Genomic DNA, 25,520 nt, shown 5'->3' on the forward strand with positions numbered 1-25,520 from the left:
CAAGCACGTGCCCATGATGCTGGCTCACCGGCTTGCGCGGCAGCTTGCCCATCCCAGTGGCCTGCCCGGCCGCCTGCTGGGCAATGCCATGGATGTGGTCAACCGAAAGCCTACCCGCCTTGCGGTCGATCTCCTGGCGCCGGGCGAGGGAGAAGCGGTGCTCGACGCCGGATGCGGCACCGGCGCGGCGATGGCCGAACTGCTGGCGCGTACCGATTGCCTCGTCACCGGGGCCGACGCTTCCGCGACCATGCTGGAAGCCGCGCGGCAGCGCATTGGCGCGCGTGCTTCCTATCTCGAGGCGAGACTGGAAGATCTGGCATTGCCAGACGCGACCTTCGATGCAGTACTTGCTCTCAATGTCCTGTATTTTGAAGATTCCAACCACGCCATGCTGCACAGGATGCATCGGCTGCTGAAGACTGGCGGGCGAATTGTGGCCTACGTCACCGACAGGCAGAGCATGGAAAACTGGTCCTTTACCCGCGAGGGCTTTCATCGGCTTTTCGATAGAGACGCGCTTTGCGCAGCGTTTGCAGATGCAGGGTTTGCACAAGAGCGGATCGAAGTGCATGAAGTGGCGATCACCCGATCGGTCACCGGTTTGCTCGCAAGGGCCTGGCGATCATGAAGTTCTTGGCGGAGATCGACATGGAGCCGATGCCGCAGCAAGCGCGAGCCTCGGGGCTCGCCCGCGTACTCGAAGACGAACGCGGTCCCTTGCTGCAATTCCTCACTGCCCGTTGCGCTTCGGCGGACGACGCGCAGGACTTGCTGCAGGATCTCTGGATCAAGGTCGGCGCGCAGCCCGCAGGGCCCGTCGCCAATCCACGCGCCTATCTGTTTCGGATGGCCAACAATCTCGTTCTGGATCGGCTGCGCGGGCGACAACGCGCCATGCGGCGTGAGCGCAACTGGCTTGAGGCCGAGAGCGGCGGTGTCGCCATGTCGCCGGAAGACAGAACAGACCCCGGCGAACCTGCCGACGAAGCGCTGGCCCGCAAGCAGGAAGCGCAGATCCTGCGCGACGCCATCGACGCCCTTCCCGAAGGCGCTGGCCGGGCCTTGCGGCTCTATCGCTTCGAGGGAATGGGGCAGGGAGAAATCGCCGAAGTCATGGGAATTAGCCGCAGCGGAGTGGAAAAGCACCTCGCACTCGCCATGAAACGCCTGCGCGCGGCACTGTCCGACTGTGGATGTTTCGACACGGCGACGTCTTCAGATCGAGGGGCTGACAGCGGGGAACGACCGCAGATGGAACAGGGACAATGAAACGCGAAGACGATCCGATCCTGGCCGAAGCCGTTCGCTGGCACCTCGCCAGCGGCGACGATGCCATGGACTGGGATGCGTTCACCCTCTGGCTGGAAGCAGACCCTGCACACCGCAAGGCGTTCGATGAGATTGCCCTGACGGACATGATGCTCGGCGAGCATCGCGAGGAACTGGCAGAGCCCGCGGCGCCCGAGTTCGAAACCCCGATGGAAGCCACCTATGCCGAGGCTGCGAACGATCGCGTCGTGCGTCCGGTCTTCGGGAAGCGGCTGCGCTGGGCTGGATTTGCCGTTGCCGCGGCCCTGACTGCGGTTCTGGCGGTTCCCCAGTTCATGGGCCCCGCTCCAGAGCTTTACGAGACCGCAGCGGCATCGCAGCGCATCGCGCTTGAGGATGGCTCGACGATCCTGCTCGCCCCGCGCAGCCACCTGACCATCGAGGGCCGCAATCGGGATCGCATGGCCCTTTCCGGCGGCGCCCTGTTCGACATCCGCCACGATCCCTCGCGCCGCCTCACGATCACCGCCGGCGATCTTGCGATCAGCGACATCGGCACGCGCTTCGACGTACAGGAACAGAAGGACACGGTGCGCGTCGCCGTCGTCGAGGGTAAAGTGCAGGTCAGTTCGCAGGCGCTCGACGCTCCGGTGAAGCTGGCCGCCGGCAGCGGTCTCGATTTCGACGGCGCAAAGGGCACCGCGACGATTGCATCGATCAAGCCCGTCGATGTCGGTTCATGGCAGGAAGGCAGACTTTCCTACGAAAATGCGCGACTTGTGCTGGTCGCCGCCGATCTGCATCGCTATGCGGGTGTCTCGGTGGAAGTGCCGGCGTCCTTGCGCGACCGGCGGTTTTCGGGGACGCTGATTGTCGACGATGGGGATGCGGCGTTACGCGATCTGGTGCAGCTCATGGGCCTGCGTCTCAGCGGCCACGCTGGCGCTTGGCGTCTGGAGCAGCCCGGCGGCTGAGGCGCGCGAAGCAGCGCGCCGCGGCATCGACATAGCTGCGAGCACACTGCCCGAAGCCATTGCCGAGCTTGCCCGCGAAACTCGGGTTTCCATCGGTACGCAGGGTGCACTGCCCCGCCTGCGCACAAGACGCGTAAGGGGAAACTATTCGGTCGGCGAGGCGCTCTCACAGCTTCTGTCCGGAAGCGGTTTCGTCGCAAGGCAGGTAAGCGAGACGGCCTGGCGCATCGAACCGGCCGCCGCCATCGGGCCTGCAGTGCCCCCGCCCAGTCCTGTTTCACCGCCGCCGCCCCAGCCCATCGTCGTCACGACCACCAAGCAACCGCTGGAATTGCTCTCGGTTCCTGCCGCGGTTTCGGTGGTCGCCCTTGCGGACGAAATCCACGGCATCCCTACCCGCGCCAGCGCCACGGTTGCCTCGCAGATCGAAGGGCTTTCACTGACGTCACTGGGGCCAGGGCGCAATCGCATGTTCCTGCGCGGCGTTGCCGACAGCGCCTTCAGCGGCGAAAGCCAGTCGACGGTGGCCGTCGTATTAGACGAAGCGCGCCTCACTTATGCTGCGCCGGACCCGGATATCCGCCTCGTCGACATCGAGCGCGTCGAAGTGCTTAAGGGGCCGCAAGGCTCGCTTTACGGGACCGGTGCGCTCGGCGGCATTTACCGCATGGTGTCCCACGCTCCCGAACTCGATCGGACCAGCCTCGACGTTACTGCGGGAACCTCACTCGTGGCGCACGGCAATACCGGCTATTCGGGCTCCGCCGTGGCCAACCTGCCCCTGGTGGGCGAGAGGGCCGCCCTGCGCCTCGTTGGCTATGGGGCCAAGGAGCCGGGCTGGATCGATACCGGTCAACGCAACGACGCGAACTGGACGCGCGTGTCGGGCGCGCGCGCCGGGCTCGCCTTCATTCCGGCCAACGACTGGCGTCTGGACCTCACCGGCTTCGGCCAGTGGTTGCGCTCGAGCGACACGCGCTATGTCTATACCCCGCGCAGCTATTCACGCGACACACAATCGCCCGAGCCGCACGACAACGACCTCATCCACTTCGCCGGACGGCTGAACGGCACGGCCGGCAGCATCGATGTGACGTTCGCCAGCGCCATGACCTGGCACGATGTCGACAACACGCTCGATGCATCGCTCGGCGCGGATGGCTTCGGGCTCGCCAATCCGAAGAGCCTGCTCGACAAGCGCCATTTCCGCATATGGGATTCCGAGCTGCGCCTGCGCGGTCACCTTGGCGGTGTAACCTGGCTTGCGGGCATCTCGCGCCTTGTGGCGCGCCAGAGACTGGCGACTTCGCTTGAAGATAGTGCAGGCGCCATGGCGACGCTCGACGACGATCGCCGGACCAGTCACGACAATGCCGCTTATTTCGACGCGACTGTTCCGGTATCCGGCACGATCTCGATCGATGCCGGGGCGCGGCTTTTCCGCTCGTCGATCCGCGAGACGCGCATGTTGCAGGCCGGCCCCGTCTCGCGTGAGCGTGACAAGTCCGGCGTAACACCCAGTGTCGCTTTGTCCTGGCAGCCCGGCTCGTCCAGCCTCGTCTACGTGCGCTACGGATCGGCCTTCAGGCAAGGCGGATCGGATATTACGTCCAGCGGCAGCATCGACACGCTGGGCAGCGATGAACTGGCCTCCATCGAACTGGGCTGGCGCCAGCGGCTGTCCGGCGGGGGCAAGCTCGATCTGGGCGCATGGTTCTCCAACTGGCACGACCTGCAATCCGACGTGCTGGAGGACAATGGCCTGGTCGAGACGGTCAATGCCGGAAACGCCCGCATCTTCGGCATCGAAGGCAGCCTCGAACTGCCGCTGGGCGAAGGCTGGCAGGCAGAGGCCGGCGGCAATTTCACCGATGCGCGCCTGATCCGCAATGATCTGGGTTTCGAACTTGAAGACAGGCACTTGCCGGTCGTTCCCGAATATACCGTACGCGCCGGCCTGCGCCGCGATTTCACACTAGGACAACTGAATGCGCGCGCCAAGCTGAGCCTGCGTTATGTCGGCCCGGCCCGCATGAGCTTCGATCCTGACCTTGACCGCAGGATGGGCGACCTGATCGAGAGCGATTTCGAAGTTCAGGTCAGCGACGGCATCTGGCAAGTGGGCCTGAACGTGCAGAACCTGTTCGCTGACAAGGGCGACGTCTTCGCCTTCGGCAATGCCCTTCGCTACCGCTCCATGCCGCAATTCACGCCGCAGCAGCCCACGACGCTTTCCCTGAACGGGTCGGTCCATTTCTAGACTGCGTCAGGTCTCGTAGATCACCCGCGTCGCGGCAGCGGCAGCGGAAGCGCGGTTTTCGACGCCGATCTTCACGAAGATCTGTTCGAGGTGCTTGTTCACCGTACGCGCGCTGATGTTGAGGATCTCGCTCATGTCCTTGTTCGACTTGCCGCGCGCGGTCCACAAGAGGACGTCCGCTTCGCGCGGGGTCAGGCCGAAGGCATCGCGCAGCATGTCGCCCTCGCGCCCCTCGCGCGAGAGAGCGATGCGGAACATGTGCTCGGCGCTGCCTGCTTCGCCGACCAGGGTGACATCGAACCGTTCCGCCCCCAGGACGACAGTGACTGTGCGCTGCGAGGCTTCAACGATCAGTTCAGCGAGAAGCGATTGCAATGCGGTTCGCTTGTCCGGTGAAAATCCGTCAAGCACGCGCTGCGCGGCAGGTGTAGTCCAGCCAATGTGGCCGCGCGCATCGCAGCTGACCAACTGCGCGCCCATCCCATCAAGCCCGGTCATCGCCTTGCGCGCGCCGCTGGAATTGCCGAGATGGACGCGGATGCGCGCACTCAACACGTTCAGAACCACGGGTTTGGTTACATAGTCCACCCCGCCCGCTTCCAGTCCACGCACGACATGGTCGCTATCGGAGAGCCCGGTCATGAATATGACGGGCACATCGCTGGCGCGCGGGTCGGACTTGAGCAGGCGGCATGTCTCGAATCCGTCCAGCCCCGGCATCACCGCGTCGAGCAGCACGAGGTCCGGTCGCGCCTCGTCCAGCAGCCCAAGCGCGATCGCACCATCGGCAGCAAGGATCGGATCGTGCCCTTCGCTGCGCAGAAATGCTTCGATCATCCCGCGCGTTTCGGGATCGTCATCGACGACGAGGATGCGGGCCGTCATCGCGCGGACTCCGGTCGTTCGGCGGGTTCGAGGTCGAGCAGGACCGAGATCCGATCGATCAGAACGTCGAGTTCGTAGGGCTTGGCGATGTAATCGTCATGCGGATCGTCGGGCCTGCGCGGCCGCTGGAACTCGTGGACATTGGCAGAGACCATCAGGATCGGAACGCTGTCGCCATCGAGCTCCCTGATCGCATGCGCAGCTTGCCATCCGCTCATCTCGGGCATGGCGACATCCATGATGACGAGATCGGGCCGTTTGCGGCGATAGGCCTCGATCGCAGCGCGCCCGTTCTCGGCAAACTCGAGATCGAATCCAATCGGGGTCAAAAGGTCCCGGGTCAGTTCGAGGTGCGCGGAATCGTCGTCGACGACCAGAATGCGCCGCTGCGGCCCGGCAAAGGACAGTTGGGGAGCAGGCTCCGACGGCCCTTTTTCCGGCACGGGCGCCTCGGAGAAGAACATCTTCACGGTAAAGGTGCTGCCCAGGCCCGGCGTACTCTTCACGGTAAGCTGCCCGCCCATGACATCGACAAGCATGCGTGCGATCGTCAGGCCCAGGCCTACGCCCTGCTGTCCGCGGACCGTGCCGATCCGCTCGAATGGTTCGAAGATGCGTTCCAGACTGCTTGCTTCGATACCGACTCCGGTATCGACCACTTCGAATTCGGCGACCGGATTGCGCCAATAGACGTTGAGCGCCGCGGACCCGGCAGGCGTATACTTGATCGCGTTGGAAATGAGATTGATGAGCACCTGCCGCAGCCGCTTCTGGTCGGCATAGATCCAGTGCGGCAAATGGTTCGGCCGGCTATGGTCGAACTGGATTCCCCGCGCGGCGGCCTGAATACGGAACATGTCCACGATCTGGTTGAGCAGATCGACGAGGTTCACACGCTCGCGGGCGATCCGGACCGAACCGTTCTCGATCCGTGATACATCGACGAGACCGTCGACGAGATCGGACAAGTGGGTGGCGCTGCGCCGGATGACGCGCACAGCGTCGGCGACCGGTACGCTTTCGTCGCGCTCCAGCAACTGTGCATAGCCAGAGATTGCGTTGAGCGGCGTGCGGATCTCGTGGCTCATACCGATGATGTAGCGGCTCTTGGCAAGGTTGGCATTCTCCGCCGCCGTCTTGGCCCGCTGCAGTTCGGCATCGGTACGCGCGTGCGCCTCGATTTCTTCCATGAGTGACACGGTCTGGCGTTCCGTTTCCTGCTCTGCCGCCCGCTGGCTTTCCCGCGAGAGAACGAAATACCAGGCGCCGAAACCTGAAATCGCCATGAAACCGACGAAAACGGTCTTGAGAATGCTGGCAAGGACCAGCGGGTCGTCCCCGGCAACTTCACGCTGATAGAAGATCAACAGCAGCACCACGCCGGCGATGGCAAGGCAGACGCAGTAGGCCACGAGGAAGCGGGCGATGCGCGCATAGGTCACGTCGGTGATCGAGCCCGGCAGGAGGCGCTCGAGCAATGCGGAGAGGTTGACCCCGGCCTCCGGCCTGACCTTGCAGGCATCGTGGCAGCGTGCCTCCAGCGTACAGCACAGTGAACAGACCGCGCCGTCGTAAACCGGGCAGACCGCCATGTCCGGTGCTTCGAAGGTGTTCTCGCAGACCTTGCAGGTGCATTCGGCGGTTTCGAATTTGTCCTGCGGACGGGCAATGTAATAGCGCCCCCGGGTGGCGGCAGCGATGATCGGGGCGAAGATGAACGATACGCTCAGCCCGATTACCGGGGAGAGCATCTGCGCCACCTCTCCCAGAAGCCCTGCGAAGCAAAGTGTCGAACACAGGATCGAGATTGCCATGGCGCCGACCCCGACCGGGTTGAGGTCATAAAGGTAGGCGCGGCGAAACTCGATGCCCGGCGGGCTGAGGCCGAGCGGCTTGTTGATCATGAGGTCGGCGATCACCGCACCGAACCACGCGACCGCGAAGTTGGAATAGAGCGTCAGCACCCGCTCGACGACGGTCTGGATGCCGCCCTCCATCAGCATCAGCGCGATCAGGGTATTGAACACGAGCCATACGACGCGGCCGGGATGCCGGTGGGTCAGGCGCGAGAAGAAATTCGAGGACGCTATGGAGCCGGCATAGGCATTGGTGACGTTGATCTTGATCTGACACAGCGCAACGAAGACCGTGGTCAGTATCACTGCGCCCGTCGGGTTGGCGACGAGGCCGCCGAAGGTCATGAAATAGAGCATGGCCGGATTGGCCGCATCATTCGCGCTCATGCCGGAGGACAGCGCGATGACGGCAAGGAAGGACCCCAGGGCAATCTTGACGCCGCCCACGAGAATCCAGCCCGGGCCGGTCGCCAGCAACGCCGACCACCAGCGCAGCTTGCCGACTTTCTCCTGCTCGGGCAGGAAACGCAGGTAATCGACCTGCTCTCCGATCTGCGGCAGCAGTGAGAGGAAGACGGCGAGCGCAACCGCAAAACTCGCCATCGAGCCGACTTTCTCTGCGCCTTCGAAACCGGTCCAAAGGGCAAGCCCATCGCTGCCCTGCTCGACGAGGAACAGGATAGGCGCAACCTGCAGGATGAACCAGATCGGCTGCGTCCAGTTCTGCCACTGGCTGATGCGGTGAAAGCCGTAGGCGACGATGGGAATGACCACCATTGCGCTGATCATGTGCCCGATCGGCAGTGGTATGCCGAAACACAACTGAAGCGCTGCCGACAGGATCACCGCTTCGATCGAGAACAGGATGAAGGTGAAGGAGGCGTAGACCGCCGAAGTGATCGTCGAGCCAAGATAGCCGAAGCCCGATCCGCGCGTGAGCAGGTCCATGTCGACGCCATAGCGGGCGCCGTAATAGCAGATCGGTATGCCGGAAATCAGGAAAATCGCCGCCGCCACGCCCAGCGCCCAGGCCATGCTTTCGAAGCCGTAACCGATGGTGACCGTCGCGCCCAGCGCCTCGCAGGCAAGGAAAGCGATCGAACCGAGTGCAGTATTGGCAACCCAGGCAGGCGAGCTCCTGCGCGCGCGCGTCGCGGTGAAGCGCAGGGCATAGTCTTCCAGCGTCTGGTTGTTGACCCACTGGTTGTAGCGCCGGCGCGTGCCGACGATGACCTGGCGCTTGACCGCGACGTCCGACACAGTGCCCGCCCGCGCCCGATCAGGTTCCGATTTTGCCAATCCGGTTGCGCTCCATCATGAAATCCCGGCCAGAACGAGGCCGAAACCCGCGCTGCCAGCCCCGATCAGGCGCAAAGCCGGGTTCGGCAACACCCGGGCAAGAGCATAACCGCCGAAGTGGAGCAAGGCACTGGTCGCCAGAAACCCACCGGCAAACAGTGGCGGAGAGGCATCGTGCGGCATCTCGATGCCATGGCTGGCGCCATGCGCATAACCGAAAGCGGCGACGAGAAAGGCCGCGATGGCAGCCGGCGTGCGGACCTGGAATGCCGCAGCAAGGCCAAGCACGACGAGCGAGGCCATGATCCCGGCTTCCGCGGCCGAACCGGGCAGCCAGGTTCCGGTCACGAATCCGAAGGTCAGACCGCCCAGGAAAGCGAGCGGAAGTACCCAGCCCGACCGCTTCAGGAACACTGCAGCGCCAAGGCCCACCAGCAGCATTGCGGCGAGGTGGTCGGCGCCGGTCAGGGGATGGAGCAGACCCGATGCGAATGCGCCGTTGCCGTGTCCGGGGTGGGCCAGGGCCAATTCGGGAGCGAGGCTAAGGCCTGCAAGGGCAAGAGTGGAGACGAGCCGCTTCATGCAGCAATCCTTTCCGGCAGTCCGCCTGCCTTGATGATGAAGCCGGCGATCTCTTCGAGACCCTTGCCGGCGCGCATGTTGGCGAATTCGAACGGCCGCGCGCCGCGCATCTTCTTCGCGTCGCGGTCCATGACTTCAAGGCTGGCGCCGACGAGCGGCGCAAGATCGATCTTGTTGATCACCAGCAGATCGCTTCGGGTGATGCCCGGCCCGCCCTTGCGCGGGATCTTGTCGCCTGCCGAAACGTCGATGACATAGATGGTGATGTCGGCCAGTTCCGGGCTGAAGGTGGCCGCCAGATTGTCGCCGCCGCTTTCGATCAGGATGAGGTCGAGGCCCGGGAAGCGCTGCTCCAGCACATCGACCGCAGCGAGATTCATCGAGGCATCCTCGCGGATCGCGGTATGCGGGCAGCCACCGGTCTCGACGCCCAGGATCCGGTCAGGATCGAGCGAACCGGCACGGGTGAGGAACTCGGCGTCCTCGCGCGTGTAAATGTCGTTGGTGATCGCGGCGATCTGGTAGCTCTCACGCAGGTATTTGCAAAGTGCGTCCATGAGCGCGGTCTTGCCCGAGCCTACGGGGCCGCCGATGCCGACGCGCAAGGGGCCCGAAGCCGGGAGGGGAGTTGCCATCTGGTTCATGTCCTGAATAGCCTTGTGTATTGGGTTTCGTGAGCCATGCAGCCGAGGTCGGCGACGAGCGTGCAGCCGCCCAGGGCATCGAAAGGATCGCCGTCCGGCAGGCTGGCCATGTGCTTGACCGCGGCCATGACGACCTCGCGGCAGTCATGAAGGACGAGCTGGCCGTCTGTCTGCCCGAGCGGCACGAGGCGCTGCGCTGCCGAGACGAGATTGGACACCGCGCCGTGCAGCCAGGCCGTCAGCGCGCGTTCCAGTGCAATGCCGCGAAGCGCGAAAAGTGCCGCCGCCGCAACGGGATAGGCGATGTCCGTGCGCTCGAGACCGGCAAGTTGCTTCGTAAAATCGGCGACGCCCGAGGCCGCGCGCGAAATGCGTACGAAAGCGCTGCCCTGCGCGGTGCTCTCGACATAGCGTTCGTGACCGATCTGACTGGCCAGCGCGAGCTGCGCCACTTCGTCGAAGCGCCCCGCATCGCCGAGGCGGGACGCCCGCCAGGCGTGCGTGAACAGCACGAGGTCATTGTGGATCGCGCCATGCTCGACAAGCGCGACGATCCAGTCCCGGGTGCTGCTGCGATCGGTGACGTGGCCGGCCTCCACCGCCCATTCCAGTCCGCTGGAATGGGCAAAGGCACCGATCGGCCAAGCCGGCGACATCCAGCTCATCAGGTCGAAGAGCTCGGCGTCAGCCATGGGCGTGATGCTCTTGTCCGTGGCTGTGAGCGTGATTGTGCGCTTGGCCATGCTCATGCTCATGCTCATGCTCATGGTCATGACCGTGTCCGTGGTGATGTCCGCCAGTGCCCGAATAGGCCCCGCCCTCGGGGTCGAAAGGCGCAAGGACGGGCTGGCAGTGGCCGCCCAGTCCGACCACCATTTCGGCAATCACGTGATCGTGGCGAATGCGCAGGGTTCCGCCGCTATCGCCGGGCAGAAGTTGCGTCGGCAGATGACGGTTGCCCAGATGCCAGGAAATGCGGACCAGCTCGGCGCTCGAATGCGCAGCGATCTCGATCAGTGGCTCGCAAAGAGCCTCCACGCGCACCATGCTGTCATCGTCGAGGCGCAGCATGTCACCGTCGCGCAAGTGTACCGGGCGTGCCATGTCCAGCAGGATCGAAGCCCCGCCATTCGTGGTGAAGACGATCCGGCGGCGATTACGCTGGTCGAAATCCAGGCGGACCGCATCTGCAGCTTTTTCAACCGCTTCACTCTCGATCCTGATAATTCTTCTCATGGTAATCCTCAGTACATGAAATAGCGCTGCGCCAGTGGCAGCTCGGTGGCCGGCTCGCAGGCAAGCAATTCCCCGTCGGCGTGGACTTCGTAAGTCTCGGGATCGATGCGAATATCGGGCAGCGCGTCGTTGCACTTCATCTGCGCCTTGCCGATGCCGCGCGTCTGACTGACCGGCATCACAGTGCGGGCGAGACCAAGCTCTCCCGTAATATCAGCCTCATAGGCCGCATTGCTGACAAAGGTTATGCAGCTTGCCGCCATGGCCTTGCCGAACTGGCCGAACATCGGGCGCGAATGGACCGGCTGCGGCGTCGGGATCGAGGCATTGGGGTCACCCATCATGGCACACACGATCATGCCGCCCTTGAGCACGAGATCGGGCTTTGCGCCAAAGAACGCCGGGTCCCAGATGACCAGATCGGCCAGCTTGCCGACCTCGATCGAGCCGATCTCGCGGGCCATGCCCTGCGCGATGGCCGGGTTGATCGTGTACTTGGCGACATAGCGCTTGGCGCGCTCGTTGTCTGCCTCGGCGCAGTCACCTTCCAGGGCGCCGCGCTGGGCCTTCATCTTGTGGGCGGTCTGCCAGGTGCGGGAAATGACTTCGCCCACACGGCCCATCGCCTGGCTGTCCGAGGAAATGATCGAGAGCGCGCCCATGTCATGCAGGATGTCCTCGGCCGCAATGGTCTCCTTGCGGATCCGGCTTTCGGCGAAGGCCAGGTCCTCGGGTATCGATGGATCGAGGTGGTGGCACACCATAAGCATGTCGAGGTGCTCCTCGATCGTGTTCACGGTGAAAGGCATCGTCGGATTGGTCGAGGACGGGATGACATTGGCAAAGCCTGCCAGCTTGAGGATGTCGGGCGCATGTCCGCCGCCCGCACCCTCGGTATGGAAGGCGTGTATCGTGCGGCCCTTGAAGGCAGCGATCGTATCCTCGACGAACCCGCTTTCGTTGAGCGTGTCGGTATGGATCATGACCTGCACGTCCATCCGGTCGGCTACCGACAGGCAGCAGTCGATGGCAGCCGGGGTCGTGCCCCAGTCCTCGTGCAGCTTGAGAGCGGCGGCGCCGGCGCGGACCATTTCCTCCAGAGCAGCCGGGTCGCTGGCATTGCCCTTGCCCGCGAATGCCAGGTTCACCGGCAACCCCTCGGCCGCCATGAGCATGCGCTTGATGTGCCACGGGCCCGGCGTGCAGGTGGTCGCATTTGTTCCGGTCGAAGGGCCGGTGCCACCGCCTGCAAAGGTGGTCACCCCGCTCGCCAGCGCCTCCTCCACCTGCTGGGGGCAGATGTAATGGATATGCGCGTCGATGCCGCCGGCGGTGACGATCTTGCCTTCGCCTGCGATAATCTCGGTCCCCGGGCCGATCACGATCTCGACACCGGGCTGGATATCGGGGTTGCCCGCCTTGCCGATGGCAGCGATGCGCCCGGCCCTGAGCGCGATGTCCGCCTTGTAGATGCCGGTCCAGTCCAGGATAACGGCATTGGTGATGACGGTATCTGCAGCGCCTTGCGCATTGGTGCGCTGGCTCTGCCCCATGCCGTCGCGGATCACCTTGCCGCCGCCGAACTTGACTTCTTCCCCCAGGATCGTGGCGTCGCTCTCGATGCGGATGAGGATATTGGTGTCGCCGAGGCGCATCCGGTCCCCGGTGGTTGGCCCGAACATGTCGGCATAGGCGGCGCGGGACATGCGATAGGCCATCAGGCGTCTCCCGCTTCGAGCGGGCCCATGACCTTGCCCTGGAAACCGAAGACCTGCCGATCTCCCCGCAGCGGAACGAGCGAGACCTCGCGCGCCTGACCGGGTTCGAAGCGCACAGCGGTGCCGGCAGGAATATCGAGCCGCTTGCCAAGTGCCGCATCGCGATCGAACACGAGACCGTCGTTTGCTTCGGCGAAGTGGTAGTGGCTGCCTACCTGCACCGGCCGGTCGCCGCTGTTGGCGACGCGGATCGCTGTGACCGGCTGCCCGGCATTGAGCTCGTGCTCTCCCGGCGCGGCAAGGATCTCTCCGGGAATGAACGGATCAGCGGATCGGGTCATGAACGCTCACCAGCTTGGTGCCATCGGGAAAGGTGGCCTCGACCTGCACGTCGTGGATCATGTCGGCGACACCGGGCATGACCTGCTCGCGTGTGATGACATGAGCCCCCGCCTCCATCAGATCGGCCACCGAGCGGCCGTCGCGCGCACCTTCGAGAACGAAGTCGGAAATCAGCGCGATGGCCTCGGGGTAATTCAGCGACACGCCGCGCTCGAGCCGGCGGCGCGCCACCATGGCGGCCAGCGAGAGCATCAGCTTGTCCTTCTCGCGAGGTGTGAGGTTCATTTCAGCATCTCCAGACGCGGGGCAAGGCACGCCCCTTGCGCATGACTTCAAGTGCGGCCGCGATGTCGCGGCGCAGGATTTCTCCATCGGACGCAATCAGGCGAACCGCCAGGATGCCATTCCAGGCGCTCGCGGCTGCCTGTCCCCGGGCAGTCTCCAGCGCGCTGCGCACCGGTTCGAGCAAGTCGGCGGCTTCATTCGCCACATGGACGATGACTGCCATGGCTCGCGCTCGGCCGCCCACTGCGGCATGAGCCATGAGGTCCGCGATATCGCCCTCAAGCGCCAGGGTATCGGCATAGATCAGTTTGCCGCCCCGCCAGATCCGCAGGCGGTCGCGCAAGGCTCCCCGCGTGACGCTCTCACCCATCGCCTCGCGGCCCAGCACAAGTGCTTCCACGCCCAGAAAACTTGAATCCTGCGCCAGCGCGATCTGCGTATCGCGCACCAATCGGGCCTCGTCGAACAGGATGGTTTCCTGCGGCAGCCATTCTGCCTGGGCGCCTTGTTCCACGTGCAGGCGCGTTGCTATTTGCGAACCTTGGTCAAGGGCCCGGTAGACTTTCTCTGCCGCCTGGGTCGCCACGGCAGATCGCACGCCCTGTGCCCATGTCACGCCCTGGACGAGGCGATCGCCCTCGGCAAGGCCGCCCGCGGTGTTGATAAGCACCGCGCAGGGCTCCTCACCCGAAGTGCGCGGCATGCGCATGCGCAGGCAACCCGACTGAAAGGCGCGCGAAACGGCGGCGACCCCAGACCTGTCGATGAAGGCAAGGTCGATCTCACCGACGCTGCGCAGGCTGGCGGGAACCGCATCCGCCCGCGCGGGCGCGCAAGCCGCCGTGGGCGGGATAGTCTGATCGTCACTCATGGCAAATGCCCGGTGCACGCTTGGCAGTGTCCTTCGTCGATGGAGCGGCGAGTTGGTCGCGCCCGTCTGTTTGCAAGTGCACAATCGGCGCATGGCGGGCCCGATCATATGGGGCATTTGACGTATGGACTCGGCCAAGGGCCGCAGCGCCGCGTCAGCCGGTCCGGCGCATACGTCAAATACCCCATGGCGCGTTCGTGCTGCACTGCACAACCTCCAGCTGCGTCAGGGCTTCAGGGTCCGGCGTCAGGGTTCAATGTGGAGGGAAATCTAGAATGACACGATGGAAGCAGGCTGCGCTTGGCGCCCTTACCCTCACCGCGGCTTCGGCAGCCTTTGCCAGTCCGGCCATGGCCGACGACGAGTTGCCGTTCACCTTCAACGGCGGGGTCACGTTCCTGAACGACTATCGCCTGCGCGGTGCGTCGCTGAGCGATACCAAGCCGGTCATCCAGGGCTCGGTCGAGGCAGGTGTGCCGATTGCCGAGAACGTCAGCGCATTTGCGGGCGTCTGGGCCTCGAGCCTCGACAAGGATGCAGGCGCTGGTGCGATGGAAACCGACCTCTATGCCGGCATGCAGGGCACGATCTCCGGGGTGAAGGTCCGGGCCCGCTACCTGCGCCTCGTCTTCCACGACGCCGAGAACATCGATTTCGACCAGTACGAAGTAGGCGTCAGCGGGCCGGTCGGGCCCGTCACGCTGGGTGCGGGCGTCATCCATGACGAATACCATTTCACCGGGCACAGCACCTACACCTACACCAGCGCCACGCTGCCGATCGACAATACCGGTTTCGCCGTGAAGGGCCTCGTCGGATACGAAGACGGCACGAGGTGGAACGACAAGGTCAACTGGCAGCTGGGCGTCAGCTATGCCCGTGGACACTTTCTGATCGGCGCCGACTACATCGATACCAACAAGTTCTCCGCCGCGTCCAACGGCGACAACCGCGCCGGCGCGACCGTCGTCGGATACATCGGCGCGCGCTTCTGACCTTTCCATTCATTCGCAGACGACCGGCCTGGTGCGCAGGCCGGCATCCAAGGGGATAGACAATGGCATTCATGAAAAAGAGAGCTTTCCTTGCCACTGCACTGGCCTGCACCGCCATGCTCGGCGCCTGCAGCAAGGGCGCCGACGAGGGCGCGTCTGCAGCCGATGCGGACGCAATCAAGGTCGGCGTGCTGCACTCGCTTTCCGGCACCATGGCGATCAGCGAAGTGACCGTGAAGAACGCCACCCAGCTAGCGATCGACGAGATCAACGCCGCCGGTGGGGTCATGGGCAAGCAGATCCTGCCCGTAGTCGAAGACGGCGCCTCGGACCCGGCCATCTTCGCGCAGAAGGCTTCCAAGTTGATCGAGGGCGACGGCGTGACCACCGTTTTCGGCGGCTGGACCTCGGCAAGCCGCAAGGCCATGCTTCCCGTCTTCGAAAAGGACCACAGCCTGCTTTGGTACCCGGTCCAGTTCGAAGGCAACGAATGTTCGCCCAACATCATGTACTCGGGCGCGCAGCCCAACCAGCAGGCACTGCCTGCCTACGACTGGGCCAAGGAGCAGGGCTACAAGAAGTTCTTCCTCGTCGGTTCGGACTACGTCTATCCCCGCACTGCCAACCTGATCCTCAAGAAGCACATCGCGAAGGACGGGCTCACACTCTCCGGCGAGGAATATCAGCCGCTGGGTGGAACCGAGTTCTCGGGCGTGGTGGGCAAGATCAAGGCTGCCAAGCCCGACATCATCATCAACACCCTGAACGGCGACAGCAACGTCGCGTTCTTCAAGCAGATGGCCGCGGCGGGCATGGGCCCCAAGGTCATTCCGGTCATGTCCTTCTCGATCGGCGAGCAGGAAGCCATGGCGATGGGGCCATCGCTGGTCGAGGGTGGATACGCAGCCTGGAACTACTTCCAGAGCCTCGACAATGACATCAACAAGAAGTTCATCGAAGCCTACAAGGCGAAGTACGGCGCCGACGCGGTGATCACCGATCCGATGATCCATGGCTATCTAGATGTCTATGTCTGGAAGGCTGCGGTCGAAAAGGCGAAGAGCACCGATCCCGAAAAGGTGCGCGCTGCCGCCGTCACGCTCGACACGATCCCGACCCCGCTCGGCGATGCGAAGTTCATGAACAACAACAGCCTGATCCAGACCGCCTACATCGGCCAGTCGCAACCGGACGGCCAGTTCAAGATCCTCTGGAAATCGCCCGCCCCGATCGACCCGGACCCGTATGACCCGGTCACCTTCCCGGGCAAGTCCTGCAAGATCTGATGACCTGACTTCTGCCGTTTTCCGCTGGGCGGCCCTCACCGCCCACCCTGTCCCGGGCAACGATCCCCTGCCCGGGACAGGGGCCGGAATAACGCAGACAGTCCAACAAGCGAAAGGAGGCAGGACATGGACGCGGTATTTCTGACCGGCCAGCTCTTCAACGGCTTCTCCGTCGCCTCACTCTACGTGCTGGCGGCGCTCGGCCTTGCGCTCAGCTTCGGGCTGATGCGGGTCATCAACATGGCCCACGGCGAAATCCTGATGCTGGGCGGCTATCTCGCCTGGATGGCGATGACGATCGTGCCGGGGCCGCTCGGCCTGCTCGTTGCGCTTGCCTTCGCCCTGCTTGGCGCGGGCATCTTCGGCGGTTTTCTGGAGGTGGCTCTGGTCAGCCGGCTGACGGCGCGGCCGCTCGACACACTGCTTGCCACCTGGGGCGTCAGCCTCATCATGCAGCAGGCCGCGCGCGACCTGTTCGGCGCGACCGGTGTTTCGGTGACGGCGCCCGCCTGGCTCGATGGCGGCCTCACCATCGCCGGGCTGCAGCTTCCGACCCTGCGGATCTTCATCCTCATAGTGGCCGTCGCCGTGCTGCTGGGCCTCGCCGCGATCCTCAGTTTCACGCGCATCGGCCTGCTCGTGCGCGCGGTCAACCAGGACCGCCCAACGGCCGCAGCCATGGGCGTCAATGTGCGCCTCGTCGATTGCTTCATCTTCGCGCTGGGCGCAGGTGTCGCAGGCCTCGGCGGCGTCGTGCTGGCCCTGCTGGGTCCGGTCACCCCGAATGTGGGCCAGGGCTACATCGTCACGGCCTTCCTCGTCGTCATTCTCGGCGGTCTGGGATCGATCGTCGGCACCACCGTTGCCGCGCTGATAATCGGCCTGATCACCGCCCTCTCGCAGATTTTCGTCGATGTCAGCTTTGCGCAGGTCCTTACCCTGCTTTTCGTCATCCTTTTCCTCCAGTTCCGGCCGCAGGGCGTGATTGCCGTCAAGTCCCGCGCACTCGATGCAGAATAGGAGCGAGGCGATGCCCGCAAGACTTTCCCTGCCACTGGCCTCCGGACTGGCGGCCTTTCTACTCGCACTGGCCGCCCCGTGGGTGTTGAGCGGCTACGACCTCAACCTGCTCGGGCGTTTCCTCGCCCTGTCGCTGACGGCCATGGGACTGGTGCTGCTGTGGGGCGAAGGCGGTATCCTCAGCCTCGGCCAAGGGGTGTTCTTCGGTATCGGCGGCTATGCCATCGCCATGCACCTCAAGCTCGTCGAACTGGGCAGCGGCGAAGTGCCCGACTTCATGGTCTGGAGCGGGATCGAGAAACTGCCCTGGTGGTGGGCACCGTTCGGCAGCGCCCTGTTCGCTGTCATCGCGGTCTTCGTCGTCGCCCCCGCGCTGGCGGGTCTCGTGGGCTGGGCGATCTTTCGCCGCAGGATCGGCGGCGTCTATTTCGCCCTCATCACGCAGGCCCTCGCGCTTGCCTTCGCCACGCTCCTGATCAGCAAGCAGGACATGACAGGGGGCTTCAACGGCCTCACCAATTACAGCACGCTGCTGGGCTTCAACCTCAACCTTCCCCAAACCGCGACGGGCATCTACTTCGTCACGCTCGCAACCGTCGCCGCGGCCTTCTTCGGCCTGCGCTGGCTGATCGCCTCGCGGTTCGGCAAGCTCCTGCGGGCGAGCCGCGACGGGACCAATCGCCTGCGCTTCCTGGGCTACGACCCAACGCCCTACAAGGTGATCGCCTTTGCCGTGGGCGCCCTGCTCGCCAGTCTTTCGGGTGCACTGTTCACGCTGCATTCCGGCGTGATCTCGCCGGCCCTCGTGGGCGTTGTGCCTTCGATCGAAATGGTGATCTGGGCCGCAATCGGTGGCCGCCACAGCGTCGCCGGTGCGCTTGCCGGGGCCTTGCTGGTGAACTTCGCCAAGGACAAGATCTCCACCGCCCTGCCCGAAATGTGGCTCTACTTCCTGGGCCTCATGTTCATTCTTGCCGTCACCGTCCTGCCGCGCGGCCTTGCCGGGCTGTTCGGAGAGGATCGCCCGTTCCGGGCTTCGCGCAAGGGCGACCTCTTCGCCCGCTGGCGCAAGGATCGCGCCGAGGCCAATGCCGCCGGAACCGCCAGCGCCCCGAACGCGAAGGAGATCCCCGCATGACCGCTCCCATGCTCGAAATGCGCAATGTCATCGTCGATTTCGATGGCTTCAAGGCCATCAACGACCTCTCGCTCTCCATCGAAAGCGGCTCGATGACGGTGGTCATCGGCCCCAATGGCGCGGGCAAGTCGACCATGTGCGATTCCATCATCGGCCGGGTGCGGCCGACCTCGGGGAAGGTCCTGTTCCACGGCAGGGAAATCCAGGCCGAAGCAGAGCATTCCATCGTCGGCCTGGGGATCTGCCGCAAGTTCCAGACGCCCGGCGTGCTGGTCGCGCTCTCGGTGATCGATAACCTGACGATCGCGGCCACCCGCGACCGCCGGTGGTGGACCAAGTTCGGCCGCAAGGGCGAAGCCGAAGCCCGCAGCAGAGCCGAGGAAATCCTTGAGACGGTCGGCCTGTCACCGCGCCGCGATGCGCTCGCCGGCAATCTCTCCCATGGCGAGAAGCAATGGCTGGAGATCGGCATGGTCGTTGCCACCGATGCCGAACTGCTCCTGCTCGACGAGCCGACTGCGGGTATGGGCGCGGCGGAAAGCACCCAGACGGCAGAGATCGTGAAAGCCCTGGTCGGCAAGCACGCGGTTCTGGTCATCGACCATGATATCGACTTCGTCTCGCAACTGGGCGGCCACGTCGTCGTGCTTCACGAGGGCCAGCTTCTGCGCGAAGGCACGCTGGAGCAAATCCGCGCCGACGAGGAAGTCGCGGCAATCTATCTCGGGAGGGCCTGATGGCGATCGAAGACGCAGACCAGCTGCTCAACTTGCGCACAGTCAGCTCCGCTTACGGCAAGAGCCAGGTGCTCTGGGATGTCGCGTTCGACCTCAGGAAAGGCGATTGCGCGACCGTGCTGGGCCGCAACGGCGTGGGCAAGACCACCCTGCTCAAGACGATCATGGGCCAGATCCCGTGTACAGGCGGCCATATCTATTGGCACGGCCATGAAGTGACCGAGATGCAGGCTCACCAACGTTCGCGCGCGGGGATCGGCTTCGTTCCGCAGGGTCGCCACGTCTTCCCCCACCTCAGCGTTCGCGAAAACCTGGAGGTCGGCCTGTCCGCCCTGACACGCAAGGGCATTTCAGGTGCGAAGAAAGTGCCGGAAATGGTCTTCGAGCTGTTCCCCAAACTGACCCAGATCGCGGACCGCAAGGCCGGAGTCCTTTCCGGCGGTGAGCAGCAGCAGCTTGCCATCGGGCGCGCCCTGGCCGGCCAACCGGAGCTGCTCCTGCTCGACGAGCCGACCGAAGGCATCCAGCCCAACATCGTCCAGCAGATCGAGGACGCCTTGCTGCGGGTGCGCAAGGAACTGGGCGTGGCGATCCTGATCGTCGAACAGAACCTCGACTTTGCATGGTCTTTCGCCGACCGCTTCTTCGTGATGCAGCGCGGCAGGATCGTGAAGGAAGGCCGCACTGAAACGGCCCCGCCCGACGAGGTCGCCGCGCTGATCCATGTCTGACCTTTCGCCATGATTGGAGCGTCTTGCAATCGTAGCACTGGCATGGTCTGATCCACTCGGGAGCGGGGAGCAAGATCAGGACCAGGAGAGCATCATGGACGCCAAGACAGGTGAAACGGTAAGCGGGGGCTGCCCCGTGAAGCATGGAGATCTTCGCTCGCTGCTCGGTCGGACGAACCGGGACTGGTGGCCCAACCAGCTCTCCCTCGACATCCTGCACCAGGGCGGCAGATCGCCCAGCCCGCTCGGCCCGGATTTCGATTACGCAAAGGCCTTCAAGGCGCTCGATTACGATGCGGTGAAGAAGGATCTCCATGCGCTCATGACCGACAGCCAGCCCTGGTGGCCGGCCGACTATGGTCACTATGGTCCCTTCTTCATCCGCATGGCCTGGCACAGTGCCGGCACCTATCGCACCGGCGACGGGCGCGGCGGGGCGAATTCGGGCCAGCAGCGGTTTGCCCCGCTCAATTCCTGGCCGGACAACGCGAACCTCGACAAGGCGCGCCGCCTGCTCTGGCCAATCAAGCAGAAGTACGGCGCCAACCTGAGCTGGGCGGACCTGTTGATCCTTGCCGGCAATGTCGCCATTGAATCGATGGGCGGACCGGTCTTTGGTTTCGGCGGTGGACGCGCGGACGTGTTCGAGCCGGAAAAGGACGTCTACTGGGGCACCGAGGAGGAATGGCTCGGTCAGACCCGCATCGATCCGGACAAGCAACTCGATCTCGAAGACCCGCTCGCCGCGATCCAGATGGGGCTCATCTACGTCAACCCGGAAGGGCCCGGCGGCAATCCGGACCCGGTCCAGTCGGGACGCGACATTCGCGAGACTTTCGCCCGCATGGGCATGAATGACGAGGAAACCGTCGCGCTCACCGCTGGCGGCCACACCTTCGGCAAATGTCACGGGGCGGGCGATGCCGCGCTGGTCGGCGCGGAACCGGAGGGTGCGGACATCGCCCAACAGGGCCTTGGCTGGACCAGCACGCATGCCAGCGGAATGGGCGACGATACGATCACCAGCGGCCTCGAAGGCGCCTGGACGCCTCGCCCGACGACCTGGGACATGGGCTACTTCCACATGCTGCTCGACTACGAGTACGAACTGGTCAAGAGCCCGGCCGGCGCCCACCAGTGGCAACCGATCGATCAGAGGCCGGAAGACATGGCGCCCGGCGCGCACAGCCCGGACAAGCGGCTTCCGACGATGATGACCACCGCCGACATGGCGATGAAGATGGACCCGGAATATCGCAAGATTTCCGAGTACTTCCGCGACAATCCTGAGAAGTTCAGTGATGCTTTTGCCCGCGCATGGTTCAAGCTGTGCCACCGCGACATGGGACCCAAGGCACGCTACCTCGGCCCCGAAGTCCCTGCCGAAGACCTGATCTGGCAGGACCCGATACCAGCGCTCGACCATGCGCTCGTCGACGATGCCGACATTGCCTCGCTCAAGGACAGGATCCTGGGCTCGGGTCTCTCGATCGCCGAACTGGTGACGACGGCCTGGGCTTCGGCTTCGACCTGGCGCGGCTCGGACCATCGTGGCGGCGCCAATGGCGCGCGGATCCGACTTGCCCCGCAAAAGGACTGGGCTGTCAACCAGCCCGACCAGCTCGCCAAGGTGCTTGGCAAGCTCGAGGCGATAAAGACCGATTTCGATGGCTCTGCGTCGGGCGGGAAGAAGGTCAGCCTTGCCGACCTCATCGTGCTGGGCGGCTGCGCTGCGATCGAGAAGGCCGCCTCCGCTGCTGGCACTTCGGTCAAGGTCCCCTTCGTCCCGGGCCGCACCGATGCCAGCCAGGAGCAGACGGACGTTGAAGGCTTCGCCGTCCTCGAACCGCGGGCAGACGGTTTCCGCAATTACCTGGAAACGCGCTTTTCGGTCCCGACTGAAGAATTGCTGGTCGATCGCGCCCAGCTGCTCGGGTTGAGCGCCCCCGAAATGACTGCACTGGTCGGCGGCCTGCGGGTCCTTGGCGCAAACCATGGTAACAGGATGCACGGCGTCCTGACCGACAGGCCCGGTGTCTTGACCAATGACTTCTTCGTCAACCTGCTCGACATGGGAACGGCGTGGAAGCAGGTTGACGACAGCGGTGACGAAACCTTCGTCGGAACCTGCCGCAAGACGGGCCAGGAAAAGTGGAAGGCGACGCGGACCGATCTGGTCTTCGGCTCGAACTCGCAGCTTCGGGCCTTGTCCGAAGTCTATGCCTCGAGCGATGGCCCCAAGAAGTTGGCGGACGATTTCGTTGCAGCCTGGACCAAGGTTATGAACGCAGATCGTTACGACCTGGTCTGAGGCTCCACACAAGGGGGCAAGGCAAGCCTCCCTCTAGTCCAGATGCAAGCTGCATTGAAAGCCGGCACCCGTGACAGGGTTGCCGGCTTTTTCATTGAACGGCTTGTGCTTCCCCATCCTGGGCGGCGGATCAATCCAGACCCGGCCAAATGCCACGCGCGACACTTTACCCGCCGGTAAAGTGTCATTCGCGACAAAATGTTGTCCTCTTGAGAAAGGGGATTCTCATGATTCAGTGTTTGTGCTCTATTTCTTCCCGTTATGTTTGTTGCGCCGCCCCCATCCGCACCGCGTGCCTCGGTCAGTGACATGGCCGCCCTGCTGGACCAGGTCGCCCATGCCAGTTCCCGGCCGCGCTATGCCTTCATGGTCCTGTCGCTGATTGCCGAAATCGCCAGGCCGGACGGAAGCGCCGGACCGTTCGTTTCCTTCGACGGACGATCAATCCTGCTGCGCGACTGGCTCTGCGACGCCCTGACTCCAATGGGAACACGCGATCCGAAGCGGCAGGCTCTCACCGAAAGGATCCGCGCCGATCTGGAACGCTCCGGCAAGCTGCCCAGCAAACCCGAAGCGGCCCTTGCAATGATCGACGAGGAAGTGCGCGACCGTGTGCGCACCTCGGGCAAGACCAACCTCAGCAGGGCTGTGTCCGAGCTGGTGAAGGAAGGGCTGATCCGCCGCCACTATCAGGGCTTTCGGGTCGACCACCACAATCGCGGAGCGCAGCGTCACGTCGTCTATACCCTGACCGGGCGCGCACGATGCCTGATGAGCCGGCGGGAATCCCGCTCCTTGCGCGACAATCGGCAAGGCCAGCTCGCGCTCAACTGATCCTTCCCCCTTTCATCAAAGGCCATGCGCGCTTAGGCCTTAGTTCAGCCCCCATCGCATGCGCTAGAGAAGGACAGTAACCGTGGAATGCATCCGAGCTGCCCTCATCGGCTACGGTCTGGCAGGCAAGGTCTTTCACGCTCCCCTGCTCCAGGTCACCGAAGGAGTGGAACTGGCGGCAGTGGTGTCGAGCGATCCGGCCAAAGTGCATGCCGACTGGCCCGACCTGCAGGTTGAAACGCAGATCGACGCCGTCCTGGCAGATCCCACGATAGAGCTTGTCGTCCTGGCGACGCCGGATCACCTGCACGCGCCGCAGGCGCTGTCGGCTCTTGCAGCAGGCAAGCATGTCGTCATCGACAAGCCCTTCGCCGTCACCATCGCCGACGCGCGCAGAATTGCCGGAACCGCCGAGCATTGCGATCGGCACGTTTTCGTCTTCCATAACCGCCGCTGGGATGCCGACTTCCTGACTCTGCAGTCGCTGGTGGAAGCGGGCGAACTGGGCGAGGTGATGCATTTCGAAAGCCACTTCGACCGCCTGCGCCTCGAGGCGGGACAGCGCTGGAAGGACAAGCGATTTGGCGGTGTCTGGCAGGATCTAGGACCGCACCTGATCGACCAGGCCTTGAGCCTTTTCGGCATGCCCGAGGCCGTCTGGGCGGATATCGCAATCCAGAAACGGGAAGGTCACGCGCCGGACTTCGCGCATGTCGTGCTGCGCTATGCCAGAACGCGCGCGATATTGCACATCTCGCAGCTCGTCCCCGATCATGGCCTGCGTTTTGCCGTGCATGGCACCAGGGCAAGCTACATCAAGCGCGGCCTCGACGTGCAGGAAGAGCAAGGCAGTAGCGGCATGACGCCCCGCGAAGCTGCCTGGGGGATCGACCCCGACGAAGGAATACTAACCGGCGTCGACGGTGGGGCCCGGCCGATTGCGAACAAACGCGGCTGCTATCAGGCGTTCTATGATAACGTGCGCGATTGCCTGCGTGGTGGCGCAAGCCCAGCCGTTCCCACCCGGCATGCGATCGCGGTCATGGAAGTTCTCCGGGCGGCTCAGGAGAGTGCGCAAGAAAGACGGGAAATTCCGATTCTTCCAGACCCGCGCTAACAGTCCGGTTGAGCGATAAGCTCAGGAGTAGTCTCGGTTTGAAGCGCTGACGAGCGCGAGCGCGGGATTTGCCTTGGCCTCGTAGAGCGCCTTGTCGGCAGCGATGAACAGGGCTTGCGGATCGAGCTTGATCTCACCGCAAGCGCTGAGCGAAGCCGCTGTCGGTGCATGGGCCAAGCCGACCGAAACGCCAAGGGGCAGCAGATCGCCGTTCCACGCCACCGGTGACAGGAGATGGCCGATCACGCAATGCACTTCGCCCTCGATAGCCAAGTTCAGGGGCGCCGGGGGAAGCAGGACCGCGAACTCATCGCCGCCGATGCGCGAGATCAGATGCGCCTGCGGAAAAGCCCTGCGAAGCCGCTCGGCGAAAGCAGCGAGGCAGGCATCGCCTGCCGCATGGCCCCACCAGTCGTTGATCTTCTTGAAGCCGTCGAGGTCGAACAGGAGCAAGGCGCCCACGCGCCCGCGCAGTGCACAAGTGTCGGGCTGCTCGAGGAATTGCTGGAAGCGCGAGCGATTGGCGACGCCGGTCAACGGATCGCACTCGGCCTGCTGACGCAGATGTTCCCAGCGCGCATGGTCCTCGGTGATGTCCTGCTTCATGCCATAGAGCGCCTCGGCTCGCCCATTGCAGGCTCGCGTGGCGGCGGTAATCCTGATCCAGCGCTCCATGCCGTCAGGCCGGACGATGCGGGCGTCGAGTGTGAAGCGGGAGCACGCCTCGACCGCCTTCGAACGCTTGTACTCCAGGAGTTCGCGCGATTCCTCGTCGTACATTTCCAGCACCGTGCGGCGATCGGGGATATTTCGCGCGGATAGTCCGAAGAGATCGTAAACCCCCTCCGTCCAGTCCAGTTCATTGCCGGGCAAATTGCATGACCATGCCCCCATCGGGACCAGCGCCGCCGCCCGCTCGTAGAGCTTCAGCGAATCCGGGCCATCATCGTTGATGACCTTTGAGCTATCCTTGATGGCGGCGTTGGCGTGGAAGTGAATCATCGACCCCGATCTTGCACACGATAGGCTGTCAGTCCCGCAAGCGGGGTGAAAGCAGACCGTAAGGCGAAGAAGTAAAGAGCGCGTTTACTTACATGGCCTTTAACGTACTGTTTCACCGTCATTTC

General features: G+C 64.0%; 24 protein-coding genes. 13 read left to right on the top strand and 11 right to left on the bottom strand.

What is annotated here, in order from left to right; genetic code table 11:
- Positions 1-13 precede the first annotated feature (13 nt).
- From J3474_RS10325 to J3474_RS10340, 4 genes are read left to right on the top strand one after another with little or no spacing between them, the layout of a single operon-like run.
- Positions 14-631 (top strand): class I SAM-dependent methyltransferase, encoded by a 618-nt coding sequence (locus J3474_RS10325; protein ID WP_207094098.1) that lies wholly within the window; start codon positions 14-16, stop codon positions 629-631.
- Positions 628-1,272 carry an RNA polymerase sigma factor gene (locus tag J3474_RS10330; RefSeq protein WP_242528333.1) on the top strand — a complete coding sequence of 215 codons (645 nt, stop codon included), beginning with the start codon at positions 628-630 and terminating at the stop codon, positions 1,270-1,272. Before J3474_RS10325 ends, J3474_RS10330 begins: the two co-directional genes overlap by 4 nt.
- Positions 1,269-2,246 (top strand): FecR domain-containing protein, encoded by a 978-nt coding sequence (locus J3474_RS10335; RefSeq protein WP_242528334.1) that lies wholly within the window; start codon positions 1,269-1,271, stop codon positions 2,244-2,246. Before J3474_RS10330 ends, J3474_RS10335 begins: the two co-directional genes overlap by 4 nt.
- The gene (locus tag J3474_RS10340) at positions 2,158-4,506 is read left to right on the top strand and encodes a TonB-dependent receptor (protein WP_207094099.1); all 2,349 of its coding nucleotides are present in this window, start codon (positions 2,158-2,160) and stop codon (positions 4,504-4,506) included. Before J3474_RS10335 ends, J3474_RS10340 begins: the two co-directional genes overlap by 89 nt.
- A gap of 6 nt (positions 4,507-4,512) precedes the next feature.
- Here J3474_RS10340 and J3474_RS10345 read toward each other — a convergent pair whose 3' ends face one another.
- The 10 genes from J3474_RS10345 to J3474_RS10390 are packed head-to-tail and all read right to left on the bottom strand — an operon-like array spanning position 4,513 to position 14,224.
- On the bottom strand, positions 4,513-5,391 hold the full coding sequence (locus J3474_RS10345; RefSeq protein WP_207094100.1) for a response regulator: 879 nt from the start codon (positions 5,389-5,391) through the stop codon (positions 4,513-4,515).
- Positions 5,388-8,546: an ATP-binding protein gene (locus tag J3474_RS10350; RefSeq protein ID WP_242528335.1), complete on the bottom strand. Its 3,159-nt coding sequence runs from the start codon at positions 8,544-8,546 to the stop codon at positions 5,388-5,390. The genes J3474_RS10345 and J3474_RS10350 overlap by 4 nt, the downstream gene beginning before the upstream one ends.
- Positions 8,547-8,561: 15 nt before the next feature.
- The gene (locus tag J3474_RS10355; protein WP_207094101.1) at positions 8,562-9,128 is read right to left on the bottom strand and encodes a HupE/UreJ family protein; all 567 of its coding nucleotides are present in this window, start codon (positions 9,126-9,128) and stop codon (positions 8,562-8,564) included.
- On the bottom strand, positions 9,125-9,763 hold the full coding sequence (gene ureG / locus J3474_RS10360) for an urease accessory protein UreG (RefSeq protein WP_376706524.1): 639 nt from the start codon (positions 9,761-9,763) through the stop codon (positions 9,125-9,127). Before ureG ends, J3474_RS10355 begins: the two co-directional genes overlap by 4 nt.
- 5 nt (positions 9,764-9,768) lie before the next feature.
- A complete protein-coding gene (locus J3474_RS10365) occupies positions 9,769-10,515 on the bottom strand; it encodes an urease accessory protein UreF (protein WP_242528336.1) in 747 nt (248 codons plus the stop codon).
- Complete coding sequence (locus tag J3474_RS10370) at positions 10,457-11,008, bottom strand: urease accessory protein UreE (protein WP_207094103.1); 552 nt, start codon at positions 11,006-11,008, stop codon at positions 10,457-10,459. The genes J3474_RS10365 and J3474_RS10370 overlap by 59 nt, the downstream gene beginning before the upstream one ends.
- A gap of 8 nt (positions 11,009-11,016) precedes the next feature.
- A complete protein-coding gene (gene ureC / locus J3474_RS10375; RefSeq protein WP_207094104.1) occupies positions 11,017-12,726 on the bottom strand; it encodes an urease subunit alpha in 1,710 nt (569 codons plus the stop codon).
- Positions 12,726-13,067, bottom strand: a complete 342-nt coding sequence (locus tag J3474_RS10380; protein WP_013837125.1) for an urease subunit beta — start codon at positions 13,065-13,067, stop codon at positions 12,726-12,728. The genes ureC and J3474_RS10380 overlap by 1 nt, the downstream gene beginning before the upstream one ends.
- The gene (locus tag J3474_RS10385; protein WP_007014513.1) at positions 13,051-13,353 is read right to left on the bottom strand and encodes an urease subunit gamma; all 303 of its coding nucleotides are present in this window, start codon (positions 13,351-13,353) and stop codon (positions 13,051-13,053) included. The genes J3474_RS10380 and J3474_RS10385 overlap by 17 nt, the downstream gene beginning before the upstream one ends.
- A gap of 1 nt (position 13,354) precedes the next feature.
- Positions 13,355-14,224 (bottom strand): urease accessory protein UreD, encoded by an 870-nt coding sequence (locus tag J3474_RS10390; RefSeq protein WP_207094105.1) that lies wholly within the window; start codon positions 14,222-14,224, stop codon positions 13,355-13,357.
- A gap of 275 nt (positions 14,225-14,499) precedes the next feature.
- On the opposite strand from J3474_RS10390, the gene J3474_RS10395 reads away from it, so the two are divergent.
- The 9 genes from J3474_RS10395 to J3474_RS10435 all read left to right on the top strand — a co-directional run bounded on the left by J3474_RS10395 (position 14,500) and on the right by J3474_RS10435 (position 24,393).
- On the top strand, positions 14,500-15,219 hold the full coding sequence (locus J3474_RS10395) for a TorF family putative porin (protein ID WP_207094106.1): 720 nt from the start codon (positions 14,500-14,502) through the stop codon (positions 15,217-15,219).
- Positions 15,220-15,281: 62 nt separating this feature from the next.
- Positions 15,282-16,505: an urea ABC transporter substrate-binding protein gene (urtA, locus tag J3474_RS10400; RefSeq protein WP_242528337.1), complete on the top strand. Its 1,224-nt coding sequence runs from the start codon at positions 15,282-15,284 to the stop codon at positions 16,503-16,505.
- 126 nt (positions 16,506-16,631) lie between these two features.
- The gene (gene urtB, locus J3474_RS10405; RefSeq protein WP_007014517.1) at positions 16,632-17,525 is read left to right on the top strand and encodes an urea ABC transporter permease subunit UrtB; all 894 of its coding nucleotides are present in this window, start codon (positions 16,632-16,634) and stop codon (positions 17,523-17,525) included.
- Entirely contained in the window at positions 17,515-18,663 is a 1,149-nt protein-coding gene (gene urtC, locus J3474_RS10410) for an urea ABC transporter permease subunit UrtC (RefSeq protein ID WP_376706525.1), read from the top strand. The genes urtB and urtC overlap by 11 nt, the downstream gene beginning before the upstream one ends.
- Positions 18,660-19,400 carry an urea ABC transporter ATP-binding protein UrtD gene (gene urtD / locus J3474_RS10415; protein ID WP_207094107.1) on the top strand — a complete coding sequence of 247 codons (741 nt, stop codon included), beginning with the start codon at positions 18,660-18,662 and terminating at the stop codon, positions 19,398-19,400. Before urtC ends, urtD begins: the two co-directional genes overlap by 4 nt.
- The gene (gene urtE, locus J3474_RS10420; RefSeq protein ID WP_207094108.1) at positions 19,400-20,131 is read left to right on the top strand and encodes an urea ABC transporter ATP-binding subunit UrtE; all 732 of its coding nucleotides are present in this window, start codon (positions 19,400-19,402) and stop codon (positions 20,129-20,131) included. Before urtD ends, urtE begins: the two co-directional genes overlap by 1 nt.
- Positions 20,132-20,225: 94 nt before the next feature.
- Positions 20,226-22,442, top strand: coding sequence for a catalase/peroxidase HPI (gene katG / locus J3474_RS10425; protein WP_207094109.1), 2,217 nt, complete (start codon positions 20,226-20,228; stop codon positions 22,440-22,442).
- A gap of 309 nt (positions 22,443-22,751) precedes the next feature.
- Positions 22,752-23,276 carry a hypothetical protein gene (locus J3474_RS10430; protein ID WP_207094110.1) on the top strand — a complete coding sequence of 175 codons (525 nt, stop codon included), beginning with the start codon at positions 22,752-22,754 and terminating at the stop codon, positions 23,274-23,276.
- A gap of 82 nt (positions 23,277-23,358) precedes the next feature.
- Positions 23,359-24,393 (top strand): oxidoreductase, encoded by a 1,035-nt coding sequence (locus tag J3474_RS10435; RefSeq protein ID WP_207094111.1) that lies wholly within the window; start codon positions 23,359-23,361, stop codon positions 24,391-24,393.
- A gap of 21 nt (positions 24,394-24,414) precedes the next feature.
- On the opposite strand, the gene J3474_RS10440 is transcribed toward J3474_RS10435, so the two are convergent.
- Entirely contained in the window at positions 24,415-25,395 is a 981-nt protein-coding gene (locus tag J3474_RS10440) for a GGDEF domain-containing protein (RefSeq protein WP_207094112.1), read from the bottom strand.
- Between the last annotated feature and the right edge of the window lie 125 nt (positions 25,396-25,520).

Origin of the sequence: Novosphingobium sp. PY1 (assembly GCF_017312445.1) — a bacterium.
Taxonomy (GTDB): domain Bacteria; phylum Pseudomonadota; class Alphaproteobacteria; order Sphingomonadales; family Sphingomonadaceae; genus Novosphingobium.